The following is a 17,984-nucleotide window of genomic DNA, read 5'->3' on the forward strand; positions in this document are numbered from 1 at the left end:
CGGCCGGATTCTCGAACCGTCGGGAGCAGACGCGCGTGTAGCGCCTGACGCAACGACGGATGCCCATACGTTGACAGAGTTTGCAACAGGCTCGTAACCTTGCCGCAAAATTTCAGTCTGACTTGCAAGAAGTCGTCAGCTGACCACTCCCCCGCACCGCCACCGTCCCCCGACCCCAGGAGTACCGATGCTTCGACGTCGATGCCGATCGGCGCTTGTCGCCCTCGTCGCGTCCGCCGGCCTGCTCGTGCCCACCGTCGTCGCGGCTCCCCCGGCCGCCGCGGCGCCGTCCGGCACCAACAACGTCATCGCCAACCTCTTCGAGTGGAACTGGCCCTCGGTGGCCAGCGAGTGCACCAGCACGCTCGGCCCCAAGGGGTACGGCTACGTCCAGGTCTCCCCGCCCCAGGAGCATGTCCGGGGCAACCAGTGGTGGGTGGCCTACCAGCCGGTCAGCTACCGGATCGAGTCGCGTAAGGGCACCCGGGCGCAGTTCAGTTCCATGGTGAACACCTGCCACGCCGCCGGCGTGAAGGTCATCGTCGACACCGTGATCAACCACATGTCCGGCCAGGACGCGGGCGGCACAGGCTGGGCCGGCTCGTCGTACGGGCACTACAACTACCCCGGTATCTACCAGTCGCAGGACTTCCACTACTGCGGCCGCCCCGGCAACGAGATCAGTAACTACAACGACCGGTGGGAGGTGCAGAACTGCGAACTGGTCAACCTCTCCGACCTGAAGACCGAGTCGGACTACGTGCGGTCGCGGATCGCGGCGTACATGAACGACCTGCTCTCGCTCGGGGTGGACGGCTTCCGGCTGGACGCCAGCAAGCACATGCCGGCCGCCGACATCGCCGCCATCAAGAGCAAGCTCTCCCGCTCGGCGTACATCGTGCAGGAGGTCATCTACGGCGCGGGCGAGCCGATCGGCCCGGGTGAGTACACCGGTAACGGCGACGTGCACGAGTTCCGGTACGGCAAGGACCTGGCCCGGATGTTCAACAACGAGCGCCTGGCGTACCTGAAGAACTTCGGCGAGGCGTGGGGCTACCTGCCCAGCGGCACCGCTGCCGTGTTCGTCGACAACCACGACACCCAGCGCGACGTCAGCGGGGTGCTGACCTACCAGAACCGTGGCACCTACGCCCTGGCCAACGCCTTCATGCTGGCCTGGCCGTACGGCTCGAAGACGGTCCAGTCCAGCTACACCTTCAGCAGCCGCGACGCCGGCCCGCCCTCGGACGCCAACAACAAGACCAGGAACACCACCTGCTACTCCGGCTGGGAGTGCGAGCACCGTTGGCAGGTCATCGCCAACATGGTCGGCTTCCACAACGCCACGAAGGGCGCCGCGGTCGCCAACTGGTACGACAACGGCTACCAGCACATCGCGTTCAGCCGTACCGGCAAGGGCTACCTGACGATCAACGACGAGGACGGCGCGGTGAACGGCCGGTCGTACTACACCGGGCTGCCGGCGGGCCGCTACTGCGACGTCATCCACGGCACGTTCAGCAACGGCTCGTGCAGCGGGCCGGTGATCACCGTGGACTCGGGCGGCTGGTTCGCCGCGAACGTCCCCGCCCACGACGCGATCGCCATCCACGTCGGCGCGAAGCTGAGCTGAGCCACCCGGGCCGCAAAACCCCCGTACCCGTAGTGGCGGGTACGGGGGCTTCCGGTCGGTTACAGTATGTTTCGTGCTGTTCGACCGGTTCGCCACGCGCCGGCCTCCCGGCTGGCTGATCGCCGCGCTCGCCGTACCGCTGCTGCTCGTCACCGCGCTGCTGGTGGGCCGCGCGCTCACCGCCACGCCCGCGCGCCAGACCGCGCCGCCCGCCGCCGCGCCCCCGGCCACGACCGCCGCGCCGAGCCCGTCCCCGCAGGAGTCGGTGCCGCCCGCCGCGCCACCGCCGGACGACCTGCCGGTGGTCACCTACGACCCGGCACCGCGCGGCTTCCCGCCCGACCCGGACCCGGCCGACACCCGCCCGCTGAGCGAAGGGCTGCGCCCGAACCGGAACGTGGCCGCGTACGACGCACCCGGCGGCCGCCCGCTGGCCTTCCTCGCGCCGACCATCAGCGGCGTACGGCTGACAGTGCCGATCGTCGAACGCCGCGCCGGCTGGACGGCGGTGCTGCTGCCGTCGGCCAACCGCACCATCGCCTGGGTGCCGGCGGGCGGCTGGACCACAGTGGTGCTGCGCGACCAGATCCTGGTGGAGCGGCGCACCCACCGTCTCACCTGGAGCCGGGACGGGCGGGCGATGCGGTCCTGGCCGGTGAGCCTCGGCATGTCCGGCCAGCTCACCCCGCTCGGCCGCACCTTCGTGCTGGGCCGCACCCCGCCCCCGGAGGCCGTCTACGGCGGCGTCGACGTCTTCGCCCTCGGCGCGATCCCCGACGACCCGGACTCGGTGCCCCCCGGGCTGCGGGGAGCGCACATCGGACTGCACAGCTGGCACAACGACGACGCGCTCGGCAAGAACGTCACGAACGGCTGCATCCGGCTGACCCGCAGCGCCCAGCGCCTGCTGCTGGCCGAGGTGGAGCCGGGCACCGCCTTCGTGGTGGTCGACCGGCTCCCCTGACCGCCCGCGTCGCTGGCGAGCGGCATCCGCAGGCGTATATCATGACGCCGAGAACTTGATATCATCACCTCGTCCGCCTGCTGGACGAGGAGGCATGCCATGTCCCGCACCATTCTCGACGTCGACGACGAACTCCTGGCCGAGGCCGCCGAGATCCTCGGCACCGGCACCAAGAGGGCCACCGTCAACGCCGCACTTCAGGCAGTGGTCAACCGGGAGAAACGACGGGAGTTCGCCGACTGGCTCAAGAGCGGCGGCCTACCGGACCTCACCGACCCGCAGCAGGCGTCGAAGCCCGAAGCGGCATGACGCGGGAGCGCTACCTTCTCGACAAGTCTGCGCTGGCCAGGTGGCCGAAGCCCGCCGTGGCGCCGGTCCTAGACGAGTTGTCCGATCGCGGTCTGCTGGCGGTCTGCGGCGCCATTGAGATCGAGGTCGTACACAGCGCCCGCTCGGCCAAGGACGCAAAGCGCGCTCGATGGCTGCTCCGCGGTTTCGACTGGCTCGCCATGCCCGACGACGTTTGGAATCGTGCGATCGACGTCCAGGTGCAGGCGCTACACAAGGGCAACCACCGAGCGCTCTCGATGGCCGATCTGCTGATCGCCGCGACGGCCGAACGGCATGGCGTGACCGTTCTGCACTACGACGGTGACTTCGACCTGATCACTGCGATCACCGGCCAGCCGACGGCGTGGGTCGTCTCGGCCGGAAAGGCCGACTGACCGACTCCGGCCCTCGATGCCGGTTGGGGCCACCGGGAGCAGCGCCGAGGTGTCCAGGACAAGCCCGTTCACGCACCGGCCGCCCTGTCGCCCCCGAACTGGCGTAGCCACTCCATGTTCCGGTCGTGCTGCTCGTCGGTGATCGGCGGCTGTTGTGCCAGCCTCCGGCGGGCCCGCTCGACGTCCTCGTCGGTCACCGCATAACCGACGTTTTCGGCCACGGCTCGTGCATACCCCGCTTCCGGTGCGGCACGCGGGCGTCTGGCCCTGCTCCGGCGCATGCTCATCGCGGCCGGAACCGCCGGGAGCACTCACCGTCGTGTCCTGGCCAGAGCAGACACCGCCGCCCACCGGCCAGCAACCGGTCGCAGAACACCCAGTGGCGGACGTTCTGGTCGTCCTCCGCCGAGACGGTGGTGCCGCCGGGCTCGGTCTGCGGCAGGACGTGGGTCCAGTGCGCCACCACCCGGGCCAGCCGCTGAGCGGAGAGCAGGTCGTTGACGACGACCGGCAGGTGGATCACCCATCGCTCGGTCACCTGTCGTATCCCCGTTCGTTGCGGGCCTGAGCCTGCTCCGACTGCCAGCGGCGCAGCGCGTTCTTGATCCGGTCGGTCTCCCGGCGGCTCTGGCCCAGCGCGTCGTAGACGGCGGCCAGGTCACCGGCGACGCGGTCGAGGAACTCCCGCACGTCCTGCGGGTCGAGCCCGCGCCGGCCCAGCGGGGTCGTCCGGAAGCTCCGCTCGCGCACCTGCCAGGGACGCAGCGGGTGGTAGGCCGACGAGCGGTAGCAGGTCGATCCGAGGACCGACCGCTGGCGACGCCTGATACGCCGGAGGAAGACGCGCATGACAGAACCTGCCTCTCACCGTCGAGATCGAACCGTGGAAGAGTGGGCCCGCCGGCCCGCCCCGCACCGGCGGACCCACCCCGGCACCTGCCACCGCAGCCTTCGACCAGCAGTACGTCAGCAGGGCACACCGCGTGGGCCAGGTCGACACCGGTGACCCAGGCGATCCGCCCACTCACTCATCGCGGACCGAACTACACCCTTTGCGCAACTCCCGACTCGGGAGAATGTCATTGCGAAGTCCGTCCAGTTCCGCCACACTGACCGGCATGACTGGAAGCCCGACCGTCCGACGTCGACGCCTGGCCGCTGCCCTCCGTCGCCTCCGTGAGCAGACCGGCATGACCGCCGACCAGGCCGCCAAAGAGGTGGGCATCTCGAAGTCGGCGATCAGCCGCATCGAGAACGCCCAGGTGTCAGTCATGCCGCCGGTCGCCCGTGGACTCCTTGAGCTGTACGGCGTGGAGGGCGACGAGGTGGACGCGCTCGTCCAGGTCGCCCGCGACGCCCGCAAGCGCGGCTGGTGGCAGGCGTACGACGACGTGCTGCCGGACTGGTTCGAGGTCTACGTCGGGCTGGAGGCCGAGGCGTCCGAGATCCGGGCCTTCCAACCGCAGCTCATCCCGGGCCTACTCCAGACCGCCGACTACGCCCGCGCGGTCATCCGCGCCGAGCACCCGGACGCCCCGAGCGACGAGGTGGACCGGCGGGTGGAGTTGCGAATGCGCCGCCAAGACACCGAGACTCCGCCGAAGCTCTGGGTGGTACTGGACGAGGCAGCGCTACGGCGGCCGGTCGGCGGCGCGGAGCTGTTCGCGGCGCAGTTGCGGCGACTGGCCGAGGAGGCGGAACGGCCCGGCCGCACCATCCAGATCCTGACCTTCGGCGCGGGCGAGTACGGGTCGATGGGCAGCGCCTTCAGCGTGCTGACCTTCCCCGAGCCGGCCGATCCGGGGGTCGTCTACGTCGAGACACGTGCGGGTAGCCTCTATCTCGAAGGCCAACAGGTCAGGGAGTACAGCCGCGTCTTCGAGCATCTGGTCGCCACGGCGGCCGGCGCCCGCGAGTCGCGCGACCTGATCCTGGGGGCGATCGACGAGCTATGAGGGGACGGCGCGGGTGGAAGAGGCCAACCAGGCGACGGTGACCTGGCGCAAGAGCACCCGCAGCAACGGTTCCGGCGACTGCGTCGAGGTCGCCGACGGCCTGCCCGGCGTGGTCGGGCTACGCGACAGCAAGGACCCCGCCGGTCCGGCCCTCGCGTTCCAGCCGAGCAGTTGGGCCGCCTTCATCCGGGCCGTCAAAGACGAGACGCTGAGCCGCTGACCGGTTGCGCGCCGGCACTGGAGCGGCCGGGTCGGCGTGCTGACAGTGTGCTGCGCTTTTCCGGTGAACAACCCGGCTACCGTGCCCTCCATGAGCCCCTCGCACGAATTCAGCGTCGATGATGTCGACGCGGCGATCGACTTCGTATTAGTACGGCGATGAACTGGTCCACGGTCTTCGTGCCGTGCGCTACCACGGCTCGGACTTTGCGGTTCGCGGGGGCCAGGTGGAGCACCGACTCGTCACCGGGTCCCCCGCAGTGGTGACGCCGGGCAGGCGGCGGCACCGCACGGTTACCAGGCGACCGGGCCGGCCTTGTCGAAGAAGCCGCCGGTCGGTCCGTCGGCACCGATGGAGGCCATGCGGACGATGATCTCCGCGCCTTCTTCGACGGTTTGGGTACCTTGGTGGCCGTTGAGGTCGGTGGCGGTGTAGCCGGGATCGACGGCATTGAATCGGATGGCGGGGTACGCCTTGGCGTACTGCGAGGTGACCATGACCAGCGCGGTCTTGGAGGAGTTATAGTCCAGCGCTGTCACCCGGAACTCCACCCGGCTGGGATCGGTGGTCGCCGCTACAGAGCCCAGACCGCTGCTGACGTTGACGACGACCGGGGCGTCGCCTGCTTCCAGCAATGGCAGGAAGGCGTGCGTGACGCGTACGACGCCGAAGACGTTCGTGTCGTACGTGGTCATCATGTCGGCCGCGGTGACGTCGCCGATCCGGCCAAGCTTGCGCGCGCCTGCGATCCCGGCGTTGTTCACCAGGACGTCGAGCCGGCCGGCGTCTGCGCGGACGATTTCGGCGGCGGCCTTGACGGAATCCTCATCGGTGACGTCGAGCTGCACGAAGCGGGCGCCGAGCCGCGTTGCCGCCTCTCGGCCGCGGTGGGCATCGCGTGCCCCGACGTAGACGGCGTGCCCGGCCTCAATCAGGCGGCGGGCCGTCTCGAAGCCGAGGCCCTTGTTCGCTCCGGTGATCAGTGCGGTGGTCATGGGTGTTCACTCCGGTGCTCGGTGGGGTTATGACGCCTTCACCCTCCTCGTACTGCGGACGGACAGACAGTGCCCGCCGTTGCCTGTGGACTGCCAGTACCAGGCTGTCCGAGCGGGGCGAGCGGCATACTGAGGCCGTGAGCGGATCCAGGGAACTGGGCAGGACGCTGCGTGGCTGGCGCGACCGTACGGCCCCCGCCGCGGTGGGAATCCCCACGGGCGGACTCCGCCGGGCCGCCGGGCTGCGACGTGAGGAACTGGCGCAGCTTGCCAGCCTCTCGGTGGACTACATCATCCGCCTGGAACAGGGCCGGGCTACCTCCCCGTCGGCACAGGTGCTGTCCGCGCTGACCCGTGCCCTGCGGCTGTCGGCGGCCGAGCGCGAACACCTGTATCTCCTCGCGGGCCAATCGGCACCGGGCCCCGGACAGGTCTCGGCACACATCCCACCAGGGGTCCGAAGGTTGCTCGATCAGCTGGACGGCGCACCGCTGAGCGTCTATGACGCGGCCTGGAACCTGATCCTGTGGAACCCGTTGTGGACCGCCCTGTTCGGGGACGCGTCCGCGCTGCGGGGACGCGAGCGCAACATCACCTGGCGGCACTTCGCCGGTCTGGCGAGCCGGATCAGCCACACCCCCGAGCAGGAGGCCCGGTTCGAGGCGGCGCTGGTCGCCGATCTCAGGGCGGCGACCGCCCGCTACCCCACCGATGTCAGCCTGCGCTCTCTGATCAAGGACCTACGGCGCGTCAGTACCGACTTCGCCAGCCTGTGGGAGAGGGGGATCGTGGGCGTCCACGAGACGCACACCAAGACCGTGCACCACCCCGAAGTTGGAACATTCATCCTCGACTGCGACCTGTTCACAGCTCCCGGCTGCGACCTGCGCATCGTCGCCTATACCGCGGCTCCCGGTAGCGACGCCGCCGATCGGCTCAAGCTCCTCAGCGTCCTCGGCACCCAGGCGCTGACCGAAACTAGCATCCCGGGATAGCAGTGGGGGCGCACCTGCCCCCACGGCCCGCCGCTCGGCGCACCAACGGGGCTGTCCCGCATCTGGCAGGGGTTTTCGGGGGGTAGGCGGGGGCAGGGCCGAACGAAAGAGTCCCGCCACCGCCCGCGTGGTCTAAGAGGCTATCTCGGGCATCGGAGATCGGGAGTTCGGCGGCGGGCTCGCTCATGTCCCGATCGTACAAACTCGTACGACTTGTACAAGTGCAAAGTGCCGCCTGCCGGCTCTGGTGTGCGGATGGGTCCGCCGGGTATGACGGAAACATGAGGGCGAGTTTCCGGCTGGGTCGAATCGCCGGCGTACCGGTCGGTGTCAACTGGAGTGTCCTGGTCATCTTCGTGCTGATCGCGTGGGCGCTGTCGGCCAGCCTGTTCCCGGCCTCGTACCCCGGTCACTCCCCCGTCGCCTACGTCGCGGCCGGCCTGGCCGCCGCCGTGGTCTTCTTCCTCGGTCTGCTCGCCCACGAGGTGGCGCACGCGGTGGTCGCCAAGCGCAACGGCATCGAGGTCGAGGGCATCACGCTGTGGCTGTTCGGTGGCGTCGCCGAGCTGAAGGGCGAGGCGAGGAACCCGGGCGCCGAGCTGCGGATCGCCGGGGTCGGCCCGCTGGTCAGCCTGATCATCGGCGTGGTCTTCGCCGCGATCGCGGTGGCGGTCGCGGTGACGGCCGGGGACGGCCTGCTGCTCGGGGCGCTGTCCTGGCTGGCGGGCATCAACGTGCTGCTGGCGGTCTTCAACGTGCTCCCCGCCGCCCCGCTGGACGGCGGGCGGCTGCTGCGCGCGGCGGTCTGGAAGTTCACCGGCGACCGGACGAAGGCGTCGGTGGTGGCGGCCCGCGCGGGCTGGGTGCTCGGTGTCGTGCTGATCGGACTCGGGCTGTGGCGCTTCCTGAGCGGCGCCGGGTTCGGCGGGCTGTGGCTGGCGCTGATCGGCTGGTTCCTGCTCGGCGCGGCCGGCCAGGAGGAGCGCGCCGCCCGGATGGGCGACGCGCTGCGCGGCGTCCGGGTGGGCGACGTGATGACGCCGCAGCCGCAGACCGCGTCCGGCGACCTCACGGTGGCCGACTTCGTCGACCACTACCTGTTCGCGTACCGGCACTCGGCGCTGCCGCTCACCGACGCCGGCAGGCCGATCGGTCTGGTCACGCTCGATCGGGTACGCGGCATCACGGCGGACCGCCGCGCGTCGACCACGCTGGCCGAGGTGTCCTGCCGGGCCGACGAACTGGTGCTCGCCCGCCCGGAGGAGCAACTCACCGACCTGCTCCCCCGGCTCAACGAGTGCACCGACGGCCGGGCCCTCGTGGTGGTCGACGACCAGTTGGTCGGCATCGTCTCGCCCAGCGACATCAGCCGGGCGGTCCAGCGCGGCAGCCTGCGCCAGCAGATGCCGGCCGGGCGCTGAGCCAGTCCCGAGGAAAGCCGGCTCAGTCCCGGGGGAAGTAGCGGTCCAGCTCGGCGGTGCGAAACTTCCCCTTCGGGTCGAACTCGCGCAGCAGTGCGGCGAAGTCGGCGTGCCGGGGGTACGCGGCGGCGGGATCGCGCTCGAACAGCTTGCCCCAGTGCGGGCGCGGCGCGAACGGGGCGAGCCGCTCCTCCACCTCGGCCAGCACCGGCGCGACAGCCACCGGGTCACCGACCCAGGTGAAGTGCAGCGCCAGCGATTCGCGCCGGAAGTTCGGGCTGAGCCACAGCTCGTCGGCGGCGACCGTACGCAGCTCGCAGATCTGGAGCACGGCGGCGATGCGGTCGGCGACCGGATCGAGCGCGGCGAGCGCCGCCGCCGCGTCGCCGCGGGCCACGTGCCACTCGGACTGCAACTCGTCACCGCTGCTGGGGGTGAAGCCGAGCCGGAAGTGCGGCAGCCGCTCGTGCCACGGCCCCGGCTCGCCGAGCTGCGCGGTGCAGTGCTCCGGTGACATGCCGGGCACCGGGTGCCGGGGCGAGTCGGCGGCCACCGTGTCCAGCCAGTCGGCGGGCGGCGGCGCCTCGTCGGCGTACTGCTTCAGCCACACCTGGTCGAAGCGCTCCGACCGCCACGAGGTGAAGACGCTGACGCTGTACGCGGCGTCGAGCGCCTCGTCCAGCGCCGCGCGGGGCAGACCGAGACGGACGTACTGCCGGATCTCGTACGTGGGCACCACGTCGAGCGTGAGCCGGGTGACCACGCCCAGCGCGCCCAGGTTGACCACCAGCCCGGCGAACCGCCCGTCGCTGCGGTCGACGGTGATCAGGTCGCCGTCGGCGGTGACCAGTTCCAGCGCGGCGACGGCGGCGGCGAGGTTGCGGTTCCGCGCGCCGGAGCCGTGGGTGGCGGTGGCGACCGAGCCGGCCACCGAGATGTGCGGCAGCGAGGCGAGGTTCGCCAGCGCGTACCCCTGGGCCTGGAGCGCGGTGGCCAGGTCGCCGTAGCGCAGACCGGCCGCGACGGTGACTGTGCCGCGGTCCGGGTCGAGCGCGACGGCGGGCGGCAGGCCGTCCAGCGCGACCTGTGTGCCGGTGGTGTCGCCGAGCCGGTTGAACGAGTGGCCGGTGCCGACGGCCCGGACCAGGTCGGTCTCCGCGACCAGCCGGCGCAGCTCGTCGGCCGAGGTCGGCCGCGATCGGGTACGCGCCGACCAGCTCACGTTTCCGGCCCAGTTGGTGTGAGTCATGCGCTGCATCATGCGCCATCATGCGCCGGCAGGGTTGCCCCGGCCACTCGGCGGGAATCCTGGCGGGATGAGCAGCTACCGCGACCCGAGCCTCCGCGGCGACGTGTACCCGTCGGAGGAGGAGATCGACCCGACCGGCGTGGGGCCCGTCGCCACCGCGCCGGTGCCGGGGCCCACGCCGGAGCCCGAGCCGGACCCGGTGCCCCACCCGGGGCCGCCGCCCCGCCAGGCGTCCGGCCGGTCGATAGTGACCCGGCACCTGGACGGTTCCGTCGAGCTGGTGACCGACCTGGACGGCGACGGTGTGGCCGACGTGGTGCAGGTCGACCTGGACGGCGACGGTGTGCCTGACGTGACGTACCTGGACAGCGACCGCGACGGTCGCCTCGACACCGTCCGCCGCGCAACCCCACGCTGACGCCCCGCCGCTACCGTTCCATACCAAGATCTCGCCGGACGGCGGGCGGCGGCGGGTCAGACCTGGGGCATCACCTCGGCGGCCACCAGCTCCACGTGGTCCAGGTCGGTAAGGTCGAGCACCTGGAGGTAGGCGCGCGAGCTGCCGGCCTCGGCGTACCGGCCGAGCGTGTCGACCACCTCGGCGGGCGTGCCGGCGGCGCCGTTGGCGCGCAGCTCGGCCGGGTCACGGCCGATCGCCTCGGCACGGCGCCTCACCTCGGCCTCGTTGCGTCCGCAGCAGAGCACGAGCGCGTTGGACCAGGTCATCGTGGACGGGTCACGGCCGATCCCGGCGCAGGCGTCCCGCACCCGCCCGAACTGCGCGACGGTGTCCTCGACGGAGGCGAACGGCAGGTTGAACTCGTCGGCGTACCGGGCGGCCAGGCGGGGCGTGCGCTTCGGGCCCATGCCGCCGAGCAGGATCGGCGGGCGGGGGCGCTGCACCGGCTTGGGCAGCGCCGGTGAGTCGCTGACCGGGTAGTACGTGCCGGAAAAGTCGAACGTGGAGCCCTCCGGGGTCGACCAGAGCCCGGTGATGACCGCGAGCTGCTCCTCCAGCCGGTCGAACCGCTCCCCCAGCGGCGGGAACGGGATGCCGTACGCGGTGTGCTCCTCGGCGTACCAGCCGGTGCCGATGCCCAGCTCGACCCGGCCGCCGCTCATCTGGTCGACCTGCGCCACGGTGATCGCCAACGGGCCGGGCAGCCGGAACGTGGCGGCGCTCATCAGCGTGCCGAGCCGGATCCGGGTGGTGTCGCGGGCGAGCCCGGCGAGCGTGGTCCAGGCGTCGGTCGGGCCGGGATCTCCGCCCACCGAACCCATCTTCAGGTAGTGGTCGGAGCGGAAGAACGCGGCGAAGCCGGTCTCCTCCGCGCGGCGGGCCACGGCAAGGAGCTGGTCGTATATGGCCCCCTGCTGGGGCTCGGTGAAGATCCGCAGTTCCATCCCCCGAGCATATGGAGCCGGCCGTGCCGGGGCAGCGCGACCTGTCATCACCTGCCAGGCGGATGACCGCTGAGGCATATCGCAGCCGCATGCTCGACCGGCTGCGCCGGGCGGAGAGCAGCGTGGGCGAGCTGGTGGACGCGCTGGGCACGACCCGCCGCCCTATGCGTCGAGGTGGTCGGCGGGCGCGGTCTGCAGCAGCCGGCGTTGCCGCGGCATCCGACTCGTCACCCCGTCCGGCGGCGCAGCCAGCCCGCGGCGCCCCCGACGAGCGTCGTACCGATGGTCGTGCCGATCGCCACCAGCGCCGCCCCCACCGCCCACAGGCCGCTGTCGTCGGTCGACGCCGCGTGCACCGCCCACGGCACGGTGAACGCCACAGTCATCACGATCGCCACCAGCCAGATGTTCAACCACCAGCCGGCGACCGCGGCGAGCGCACCCAGGGTCAGCACCGCGGCGGCGACCTGCCAGACCGCGTACGGCCCGCTCGTCGCGCCGGTCTCCGGGTCCACGGTCCAGCCGGCCTCCCAGCTCAGCCAGGCCGCCCAGGCACCGGCTGTGGCCAGCGCCAGGAGCAGACCGCCGAGCAGCGTACGTCTCGTCGTCACACCGGAAATCCTTCCCGGCGGCAGCGGGTGGATGCCTGAGCATCCGTACTCGATTTCCGGCCCGGGGTGGCAAGATCGTGGGCGTGACGAGTGTGTCCCGCCCGCTGCCGCGGCTGGTGCCGGCGGAGGCGTTCGCGGACGTCCCCGCGGACCGGCTCCTGGCGGTGCTGGAGGCGGTCACGATGGTCCTCACGCTCCCCCACCACGCCGCCAGGCGGGTGGACGCGCTCGTGGTGCCCACCGGCCAGGGCGAGGACTGGCGGCTCACCGACGCGATCGGCGTCTGGGAGAGCGGCCCGGCACTGCGGCACCTGCTGGTGGCCAACACCGATCCCGCCGAGCGGACCTACCGCCCGCTCACGCTCGACCGGCTGCGCGGTCTCGGCCTGCGCCGGACCGACGGGGTCGTGCTCCAGACCGAGCCGATCACCGGAACCGGCCGGCAGGCCGCGTGGATCGTGGAGCGGGTGCGAGCGCTGGGCATCGGCAGCGCCGCGCTCGTCGTCTCGCCGTACCACCTGGTCCGGGTCTACCTCACCGTGCTGCGGGCCTGCGACGACGCCGGTGTGCGGCTCCCGATGGTCCCGCTGCCCGTAGCCGTCGCACCGGACGCCCCGGTGCCGGAGACCGGCGCGGCCGGGTACGACCTGGTGGCCGGCGAGGTCAGCCGGCTGCTGCGCTATCCCGGCCAGGGTTGGATCGCCACCCCCGAACGGCTGCGCGACTACCTGAGCTGGCTCTGGGCCGAGCACCGCCCGCTACTCACCGGCGCGTGAGCTGGTACGCGGACGGGATCTCAGCGGAACGGCACGGCGACCGCGAACGGCGCAACGCCGCAGGTCGGGGCGGCCTAAGCGGCGGGGATCCGGACCGTGAGCACCCGGGTGAGGACGCGGAAGCCGGCCGCGTCGTACATGCGGCGGGCCGGGTTGCCGTCGGCCACCGACAGGCCGACGGACGGCAGGCCGACCTCCCGCGCGCCGCGCAACGCGTGGACGAGCAACGCCCGGCCGAACCCACGGCGCTGCGCGCGGGGCGCGACGCCCAGGTTGAGGATCCAGACGCAGTCGTCGTCGGTCCACGGCACCGGCCCGGCGCACAGCACGTGCCCGGCGCTGCGGCCGTCCCTGTCGACCAGCCGGGCCGACGCCGGCACCAGGGGCGGGACCGGCTCGCCGATGTCGAACATCGCCCGTACCTCGTCGGTGTCACCGGGCTGCCAGCGGCCGTCCGGGTGGTCCGGGCCGTACGCCGCGTCCAGCCCTGCGGCGAGGTCGTCGTCCCAGCCGGGGGCGCCGAGCGACCAGCCGTCCGGCAGCGCCACCGGTGCCGGTACGTCGGTCAGGTCGTGCCGCATGTCCGTGGCGGCCCGGTCCAGCTTCAGGCCATCGGCCACCAGCGCCGCCGCCAGCGCCTCGTCCGGCGTCTCCAGCCGGTGCCCGGCGAGGTCACGCCGCACCTGGGCGACGAGCCGGGTGAGCGGTGCCTCGGGCAGCGGCCGAACCTCGGCCGCGACCGCCGTGCCGTCGTCGTCCCGCAGCCGCATCCGGGCCAGCGGGGTGTCGTCGTCGCCGAGCAGCAGGACATCGGCGGGGTCTTCGGCGTGAGGGCGTACCGGCATTCGCGGCAGCGTACCGGGCGCGCCCCGGTCCCGCGTCCCGGTTTCGCTTCCCGTCCATCGTGGAGTTGTGGCGTCCGTATCGCCCCGCTCGGGGGCATTCGTTCACCGCCACGACGCCGAGGTCGACGAGCACACTTGTGGGCCGTGGGACCTATGGTCGGAGGGTGGACAGGATCGATCGGGGCGGGCGGACGATCGCCGCCACTCCGGCGGCAGACGGCCGTATTCCAGGCTGACGACCCGGCGTACGCGGGCACCATGACCATGACCTGGCTCGACGACCGGTCGGGTCGGCAACGCGACGGCACGGCTGATGCGCCAGCGCACCCTCGTCGACTTCGCCACCGCCTGGATGGCCACGAACCGCGCGCACTGACCGCGCCCGCGCGGGGCTCTTCGTCGTCTTGGAGTTGTGGCGCCTCGAATGTCCTGCCCGCGGCTTCTGCGAGGCGCACAACTTCAAGATCAATCCTGCGAGGGCGATGGACGTGGGGCGTTCAGTCCGGCGGCTCGGGGGCGAAGGGGTTACGGCGGGGCTGGCGTAGTTCCCACTCCGCCGGGCAGAGGTGGGTCCACGCGGCTCCCGTCACCGATCTGCGATCGGGCAGCTCGTCACCCCAGGCCGGCAGGCGGTTCTCGACCTGCCGGACATAGCGCTCGTAGACGACCAGCTCGCGGTACTCCGGATCGTGCCGCCAGAGCGCGTACGGCTGCTCGCGCAACCAGTCACACGCCGCGTCGCCCTCGGCGACCAGGTCAGTGCTGGGCGGCAGCACCGCCAGCGGCCGGTCGTTCCGCCGGTCGCCGTACTGCTTCAGGTGCGCCAGGTATCCGCTCTCGCTCCGCGGGTGGGCCACGTGGACGCCGACGACCGTCACCGGGACGGCGAGCAACGCGGTCACGGCCAGTGCCGACATCACCCAGAGGCGTCTGTTCACGCGGCAACCATAGGTCGCCGCGCATCTCTCCGCCGCCCCCCTGGCAGCGGCGAGCCCCGCCTACGATCCTGCGCATGAACTCGCCGCGCCTGCGCCTCCTCTGCTGCCTCGCAGTGCCGCTCCTGGCAGCCTGCGGCACCGGACCATCGGAGGTGGCGGCAGCGCCGCCGACGTACACCTGTTGTGAGGCCCTGGACGTCGACCGGCCGTATCAGCCGGGCCAGACCCTGACCGTCCACTGGACGGTCGAGTTCCCGGACGAGCGGAGTTCCACCTCGCCGCAGGTCGAGTTGGCCGCACGGCTGACGGGTCCGTACGGCACGGTGGACGACCTCAAGGCCGCTTCGACGGTTCCGGGACTGGTCACCTTCGAAGCCGCGCCGGTGCGGCCGGTCGGCGCACCCGGCGAACGCCCCGTCAGCACGATCGCGATCGGTGCCGATGCCGAGCCGGGCTTCTACGACCTGACCACCTCAGTGATCGGCGACGGAAACACCACGACCAGTGGCAGCAGCATCGTCCAGGTCACGCCGAAAGTCTGATCGCCGGGAACGTGCTGGCGACCGGGAACCATCGGCGTGATCAGGTTGCGAGACGAGGCAGAGGTAGACGACCTCCTTCTCAGGGCCGAGCGGCGAGCGTTCGACCGTGGGCACCTTCCCGCCGAACTCGCGGAGACGGCACCCGCAGCATCGCCGCTGGCAGGGAAAGCAACAGCTCGCCGTACGGGCTGATGCCGCGGCGTTCGGGGCTGTCATCGGCAAGTTCTTGCCGGATCGATCGCAGGCCGCACACCGACGGATCCCGTCGCTCAACGGCCTCCAGGAGCGGGGATCTCTCGCGGCGGTCCCGGCTCCGCCCGGCACCAACCGCCTCGGAACTCGACTCCCGGGACGTTCTCGATGAGGCGGCTGATGTCCGCTACCGCCCCGAGCGAGTCAGCGATGCTGCCGCGCAGCTCTCCGGCCGCCGATTCGAAGTCGTCGTCTTCCGCAGACCAGTCGACATCTGCATCTCGCAGTTCGTCGACAGCGTGATCGGCAAGAGCCTCGGCATCGGTCACCAGGACGTCGACCCTGCAGTACAGGTGCAGAGCAAGCGGCGCCGCCACATGAGCGTTCTCCATCCGGCAAGCATGCCCGGCCGGTCCAGCCGGCTGATGGCCGCCACCGCGCCCGCCGTGTACCGTCACGCTTCCGCAAGATCGCGAAATGGGATACGACGTGACGGTACGACGGCTCGGACTCTGCGGTTGCTGTGACGCTGCTCACCGCCTCGGCGTGTGGTCAACCCCCCGGCCCTCGGAAACCCGCGGTCCTCGACGACCCCCGCGGCGCCACCCATCGAATTATCTATCTAGGGTGATGCGATGACCGCCAGGCCCGTGACGACGGTACTGTTCGACTTCGCCTGGACTCTGTTCGCCCGGAACTCGGAGCGCTGGGTGGGCAACGCGGCGGCATCGATCGGCCGGACACTGACTGCCGGCGAGGCGCACCGCATTGCTCGCGACTTCGCGGAACTGTTGCGGAAGACGGCCACGGATCCGGCTCACATCGCCCGAGATCTGGATCCGCGAGTCTGGGATCGGGCGATCCTCACCGTGTTGGAGCAGATCCCGGGGGTGGACCAGCGGCTGGCATCGATCTTGCACGAGACACACGCCGAAGCGATCGAGCCGTACGCCGACACCGTCGCCACCCTGTCCGCATTGCGTGACAGCGGTGTTCGCATCGGCGTCGTCAGCAACGTCGGCTGGGACATCCGCGAATGCTTTGCGCGGCACGGACTCGACGGCTATGTCGACGCGTTCGTACTGTCCTACGAGGTCGGCTTCGTCAAACCGGACCCTCGGATCTGGGGCACCGCCCTCGACGCCCTCCATGCCGTACCGGGCCAGACCCTGATGGTCGGTGATCATCCCACCGGCGACGGCGGATCGGTTTCCGCCGGCATACCAGCGCTGATCCTGCCGATGGTGAATTCACCCGCCCAGAACCGCGGCTTCGAGTACGTGCTCAGGCTTGCCCAGGTTGCGTCCGGACAGGTCTGACGTCCGAAGGACAGTACCTGTTTGCCTGGCCAGGAGCCGAACCTGCGGCCTTGGGATCCCAAAGGAGATCACGGATGGCTGATCAGGTGGCAGCGCACCTGGTCAGCCCGTCTGTCGTTGTCGGGTGTTGTCGGCGTCAGTCGGTGGTCTTGGCTGTACGACCGGCTGTACAGCACAACCGTCACAGGCTGTCCGAACCGATGCGGCTACCAGTACGTCAGGCGGAACACGTCTCGGGCAACCAGGCCGCCCGGCGGCCGCAACGGGTCGTAGCCGTCACCGAAATACCCCGCTCGCTGATGAGCACGGAGAACGAGACTATGGCCGACTAACACCAGGATGACGCCAACGGCAGCCATCGTCGCCGCCCCCTGTGGGGACATCAGCCGCACCCCCGCCGCCCGGAACGGCCACGGAAAAACAGCCAAGACGATCGCCAAACGGCAGATCCAGATTCCCGCGCGGTAGGGAGAAGCCGTGGGTCGGACTCGCGGGCCTGACGCCTCGGTGCGGACCGAGAGCGTCGGACCGGACCTCGACGCGATCAGCCCGGGTCGCCACCAACGTGATGAACAGGAAAAACCCACCTCGCCACGATCACCGGTGATCCGCTCCCGCTACGCCCGCGCCGCTCCTGAGCCTGATCGACAGTTCAGGGCCAGACGTCGGACCATGTGACGAGGAGCCTCGGCAGACTTGTACAATTTGTTGTACGTAACGTTTGGAGGCGGCAGCATGCGCACCGTTCCCTACTCAGAGGTCCGGCAGAACCTGGCCAAGATGCTCGACCATGTCGTGGACGACGCCGAGGAAGTGGTGGTCACCCGTTCCGGCCGGGAGGCCGCGGTCATCATCTCGCTGCGCGAGTACGAGTCGTTGAAGGAGACGGCCTACCTGATGGCCAGCCCCGCCAACGCCCGCCGTCTGAATGAAGCCGTCGAAGAGCTGCGTAACGGGGGTGGGGAGATGCACGACCTGATCGACCCCGACGCCAGTTCAGGCGAGGCATCGGCAGCGTGAAGGTCCAGTTCGCCGGCCGAGGCTGGGAAGACTATCTGACCTGGCAACGAGATCGCCAGATGCTCAAACGAGTGAACGCCTTGATCGAGGACATCCGACGCAACGGCCACCAGGGCATCGGCAAACCGGAGCAGCTCCGCGGAAACTGGGCGGGATTCTGGTCGAGACGCATCGACCAGG

Annotated in this window: 24 protein-coding genes; 14 read left to right on the plus strand and 10 right to left on the minus strand. The window is 70.7% G+C overall.

All coding sequences use genetic code 11. From position 1 onward, the window contains the following. Positions 1-187: 187 nt before the first annotated feature. The 4 genes from C569_RS0117775 (at position 188) to C569_RS0117790 (ending at position 3,322) form a co-directional block, all read left to right on the plus strand. On the plus strand, positions 188-1,633 hold the full coding sequence (locus C569_RS0117775; protein ID WP_026268302.1) for an alpha-amylase family protein: 1,446 nt from the start codon (positions 188-190) through the stop codon (positions 1,631-1,633). Between the two features lie 73 nt (positions 1,634-1,706). After that, on the plus strand, positions 1,707-2,597 hold the full coding sequence (locus C569_RS0117780; protein WP_018787129.1) for a L,D-transpeptidase: 891 nt from the start codon (positions 1,707-1,709) through the stop codon (positions 2,595-2,597). Between the two features lie 99 nt (positions 2,598-2,696). Then, entirely contained in the window at positions 2,697-2,906 is a 210-nt protein-coding gene (locus tag C569_RS0117785; protein WP_018787130.1) for a type II toxin-antitoxin system VapB family antitoxin, read from the plus strand. Then, entirely contained in the window at positions 2,903-3,322 is a 420-nt protein-coding gene (locus C569_RS0117790) for a PIN domain nuclease (protein ID WP_018787131.1), read from the plus strand. Before C569_RS0117785 ends, C569_RS0117790 begins: the two co-directional genes overlap by 4 nt. 68 nt (positions 3,323-3,390) lie before the next feature. On the opposite strand, the gene C569_RS33250 is transcribed toward C569_RS0117790, so the two are convergent. The 3 genes from C569_RS33250 to C569_RS0117805 all read right to left on the minus strand — a co-directional run bounded on the left by C569_RS33250 (position 3,391) and on the right by C569_RS0117805 (position 4,171). After that, on the minus strand, positions 3,391-3,543 hold the full coding sequence (locus C569_RS33250; protein ID WP_155945559.1) for a hypothetical protein: 153 nt from the start codon (positions 3,541-3,543) through the stop codon (positions 3,391-3,393). Between the two features lie 62 nt (positions 3,544-3,605). Then, on the minus strand, positions 3,606-3,860 hold the full coding sequence (locus tag C569_RS0117800) for a hypothetical protein (protein WP_018787133.1): 255 nt from the start codon (positions 3,858-3,860) through the stop codon (positions 3,606-3,608). Further along, positions 3,857-4,171 (minus strand): DivIVA domain-containing protein, encoded by a 315-nt coding sequence (locus tag C569_RS0117805; RefSeq protein ID WP_018787134.1) that lies wholly within the window; start codon positions 4,169-4,171, stop codon positions 3,857-3,859. The genes C569_RS0117800 and C569_RS0117805 overlap by 4 nt, the downstream gene beginning before the upstream one ends. A gap of 269 nt (positions 4,172-4,440) precedes the next feature. On the opposite strand from C569_RS0117805, the gene C569_RS0117810 reads away from it, so the two are divergent. Together C569_RS0117810 and C569_RS0117815 are read left to right on the plus strand one after the other, a co-directional pair. Further along, complete coding sequence (locus C569_RS0117810; protein WP_026268303.1) at positions 4,441-5,277, plus strand: helix-turn-helix transcriptional regulator; 837 nt, start codon at positions 4,441-4,443, stop codon at positions 5,275-5,277. 13 nt (positions 5,278-5,290) lie between these two features. Further along, positions 5,291-5,497: a DUF397 domain-containing protein gene (locus C569_RS0117815; protein ID WP_018787136.1), complete on the plus strand. Its 207-nt coding sequence runs from the start codon at positions 5,291-5,293 to the stop codon at positions 5,495-5,497. Positions 5,498-5,790: 293 nt separating this feature from the next. Here the strand turns inward: C569_RS0117815 and C569_RS0117820 are convergent, their stop codons facing one another. Continuing rightward, on the minus strand, positions 5,791-6,492 hold the full coding sequence (locus tag C569_RS0117820) for an SDR family oxidoreductase (protein WP_018787137.1): 702 nt from the start codon (positions 6,490-6,492) through the stop codon (positions 5,791-5,793). A gap of 137 nt (positions 6,493-6,629) precedes the next feature. Here C569_RS0117820 and C569_RS0117825 point away from each other — a divergent pair, with 137 nt between their 5' ends. Then, complete coding sequence (locus C569_RS0117825) at positions 6,630-7,487, plus strand: helix-turn-helix transcriptional regulator (RefSeq protein ID WP_026268304.1); 858 nt, start codon at positions 6,630-6,632, stop codon at positions 7,485-7,487. Positions 7,488-7,768: 281 nt separating this feature from the next. Then, positions 7,769-8,908 (plus strand): site-2 protease family protein, encoded by a 1,140-nt coding sequence (locus C569_RS0117830; RefSeq protein ID WP_018787139.1) that lies wholly within the window; start codon positions 7,769-7,771, stop codon positions 8,906-8,908. Positions 8,909-8,930: 22 nt separating this feature from the next. Here the strand turns inward: C569_RS0117830 and C569_RS0117835 are convergent, their stop codons facing one another. Beyond that, positions 8,931-10,157, minus strand: a complete 1,227-nt coding sequence (locus C569_RS0117835) for an FAD-binding protein (RefSeq protein ID WP_026268305.1) — start codon at positions 10,155-10,157, stop codon at positions 8,931-8,933. A gap of 67 nt (positions 10,158-10,224) precedes the next feature. On the opposite strand from C569_RS0117835, the gene C569_RS0117840 reads away from it, so the two are divergent. Further along, positions 10,225-10,575: a hypothetical protein gene (locus C569_RS0117840; protein WP_018787141.1), complete on the plus strand. Its 351-nt coding sequence runs from the start codon at positions 10,225-10,227 to the stop codon at positions 10,573-10,575. Between the two features lie 56 nt (positions 10,576-10,631). On the opposite strand, the gene C569_RS0117845 is transcribed toward C569_RS0117840, so the two are convergent. Together C569_RS0117845 and C569_RS0117850 are read right to left on the minus strand one after the other, a co-directional pair. Continuing rightward, positions 10,632-11,561 carry an LLM class F420-dependent oxidoreductase gene (locus C569_RS0117845; RefSeq protein WP_026268306.1) on the minus strand — a complete coding sequence of 310 codons (930 nt, stop codon included), beginning with the start codon at positions 11,559-11,561 and terminating at the stop codon, positions 10,632-10,634. A 227-nt stretch (positions 11,562-11,788) separates the two neighbouring features. Beyond that, a complete protein-coding gene (locus tag C569_RS0117850) occupies positions 11,789-12,172 on the minus strand; it encodes a hypothetical protein (RefSeq protein ID WP_018787143.1) in 384 nt (127 codons plus the stop codon). Between the two features lie 83 nt (positions 12,173-12,255). Between C569_RS0117850 and C569_RS0117855 the strand changes: the two genes are divergently transcribed. Next, positions 12,256-12,948 carry a hypothetical protein gene (locus tag C569_RS0117855; protein ID WP_155945560.1) on the plus strand — a complete coding sequence of 231 codons (693 nt, stop codon included), beginning with the start codon at positions 12,256-12,258 and terminating at the stop codon, positions 12,946-12,948. A gap of 74 nt (positions 12,949-13,022) precedes the next feature. On the opposite strand, the gene C569_RS0117860 is transcribed toward C569_RS0117855, so the two are convergent. Together C569_RS0117860 and C569_RS30510 are read right to left on the minus strand one after the other, a co-directional pair. Then, positions 13,023-13,793, minus strand: coding sequence for a GNAT family N-acetyltransferase (locus C569_RS0117860; protein ID WP_018787145.1), 771 nt, complete (start codon positions 13,791-13,793; stop codon positions 13,023-13,025). A gap of 497 nt (positions 13,794-14,290) precedes the next feature. Then, positions 14,291-14,731, minus strand: a complete 441-nt coding sequence (locus C569_RS30510) for a hypothetical protein (RefSeq protein WP_231394823.1) — start codon at positions 14,729-14,731, stop codon at positions 14,291-14,293. Between the two features lie 74 nt (positions 14,732-14,805). Between C569_RS30510 and C569_RS0117870 the strand changes: the two genes are divergently transcribed. Further along, a complete protein-coding gene (locus tag C569_RS0117870; RefSeq protein WP_231394824.1) occupies positions 14,806-15,273 on the plus strand; it encodes a hypothetical protein in 468 nt (155 codons plus the stop codon). A 269-nt stretch (positions 15,274-15,542) separates the two neighbouring features. Here C569_RS0117870 and C569_RS0117875 read toward each other — a convergent pair whose 3' ends face one another. Next, entirely contained in the window at positions 15,543-15,857 is a 315-nt protein-coding gene (locus C569_RS0117875; protein WP_036346144.1) for a hypothetical protein, read from the minus strand. 243 nt (positions 15,858-16,100) lie between these two features. On the opposite strand from C569_RS0117875, the gene C569_RS0117880 reads away from it, so the two are divergent. The 3 genes from C569_RS0117880 to C569_RS32410 all read left to right on the plus strand — a co-directional run. Next, positions 16,101-16,784: an HAD family hydrolase gene (locus C569_RS0117880; protein WP_026268308.1), complete on the plus strand. Its 684-nt coding sequence runs from the start codon at positions 16,101-16,103 to the stop codon at positions 16,782-16,784. A 735-nt stretch (positions 16,785-17,519) separates the two neighbouring features. Continuing rightward, complete coding sequence (locus tag C569_RS0117890) at positions 17,520-17,804, plus strand: type II toxin-antitoxin system Phd/YefM family antitoxin (RefSeq protein WP_018787151.1); 285 nt, start codon at positions 17,520-17,522, stop codon at positions 17,802-17,804. Next, positions 17,801-17,984 (plus strand): Txe/YoeB family addiction module toxin (locus C569_RS32410; protein WP_026268309.1); only part of this gene is annotated, 184 nt, incomplete at its 3' end. The genes C569_RS0117890 and C569_RS32410, both read left to right, overlap by 4 nt.

The organism is Micromonospora sp. CNB394 (assembly GCF_000374985.1).
GTDB lineage: Bacteria > Actinomycetota > Actinomycetes > Mycobacteriales > Micromonosporaceae > Micromonospora > Micromonospora marina.

Coding starts and splice junctions, on each gene's coding strand:
- C569_RS0117840 (WP_018787141.1), top strand. CDS start 10,225: ATGAGCAGCTACCGCGACCCGAGCCTCCGCGGCGACGTGTACCCGTCG.
- C569_RS0117860 (WP_018787145.1), bottom strand. CDS start 13,793: ATGCCGGTACGCCCTCACGCCGAAGACCCCGCCGATGTCCTGCTGCTC.
- C569_RS0117820 (WP_018787137.1), bottom strand. CDS start 6,492: ATGACCACCGCACTGATCACCGGAGCGAACAAGGGCCTCGGCTTCGAG.
- C569_RS0117875 (WP_036346144.1), bottom strand. CDS start 15,857: ATGGAGAACGCTCATGTGGCGGCGCCGCTTGCTCTGCACCTGTACTGC.
- C569_RS0117830 (WP_018787139.1), top strand. CDS start 7,769: ATGAGGGCGAGTTTCCGGCTGGGTCGAATCGCCGGCGTACCGGTCGGT.
- C569_RS0117890 (WP_018787151.1), top strand. CDS start 17,520: ATGCGCACCGTTCCCTACTCAGAGGTCCGGCAGAACCTGGCCAAGATG.
- C569_RS0117835 (WP_026268305.1), bottom strand. CDS start 10,157: ATGACTCACACCAACTGGGCCGGAAACGTGAGCTGGTCGGCGCGTACC.
- C569_RS0117880 (WP_026268308.1), top strand. CDS start 16,101: ATGACCGCCAGGCCCGTGACGACGGTACTGTTCGACTTCGCCTGGACT.
- C569_RS0117805 (WP_018787134.1), bottom strand. CDS start 4,171: ATGCGCGTCTTCCTCCGGCGTATCAGGCGTCGCCAGCGGTCGGTCCTC.
- C569_RS0117775 (WP_026268302.1), top strand. CDS start 188: ATGCTTCGACGTCGATGCCGATCGGCGCTTGTCGCCCTCGTCGCGTCC.
- C569_RS0117845 (WP_026268306.1), bottom strand. CDS start 11,561: ATGGAACTGCGGATCTTCACCGAGCCCCAGCAGGGGGCCATATACGAC.
- C569_RS0117870 (WP_231394824.1), top strand. CDS start 14,806: ATGAACTCGCCGCGCCTGCGCCTCCTCTGCTGCCTCGCAGTGCCGCTC.
- C569_RS0117810 (WP_026268303.1), top strand. CDS start 4,441: ATGACTGGAAGCCCGACCGTCCGACGTCGACGCCTGGCCGCTGCCCTC.
- C569_RS0117785 (WP_018787130.1), top strand. CDS start 2,697: ATGTCCCGCACCATTCTCGACGTCGACGACGAACTCCTGGCCGAGGCC.
- C569_RS0117790 (WP_018787131.1), top strand. CDS start 2,903: ATGACGCGGGAGCGCTACCTTCTCGACAAGTCTGCGCTGGCCAGGTGG.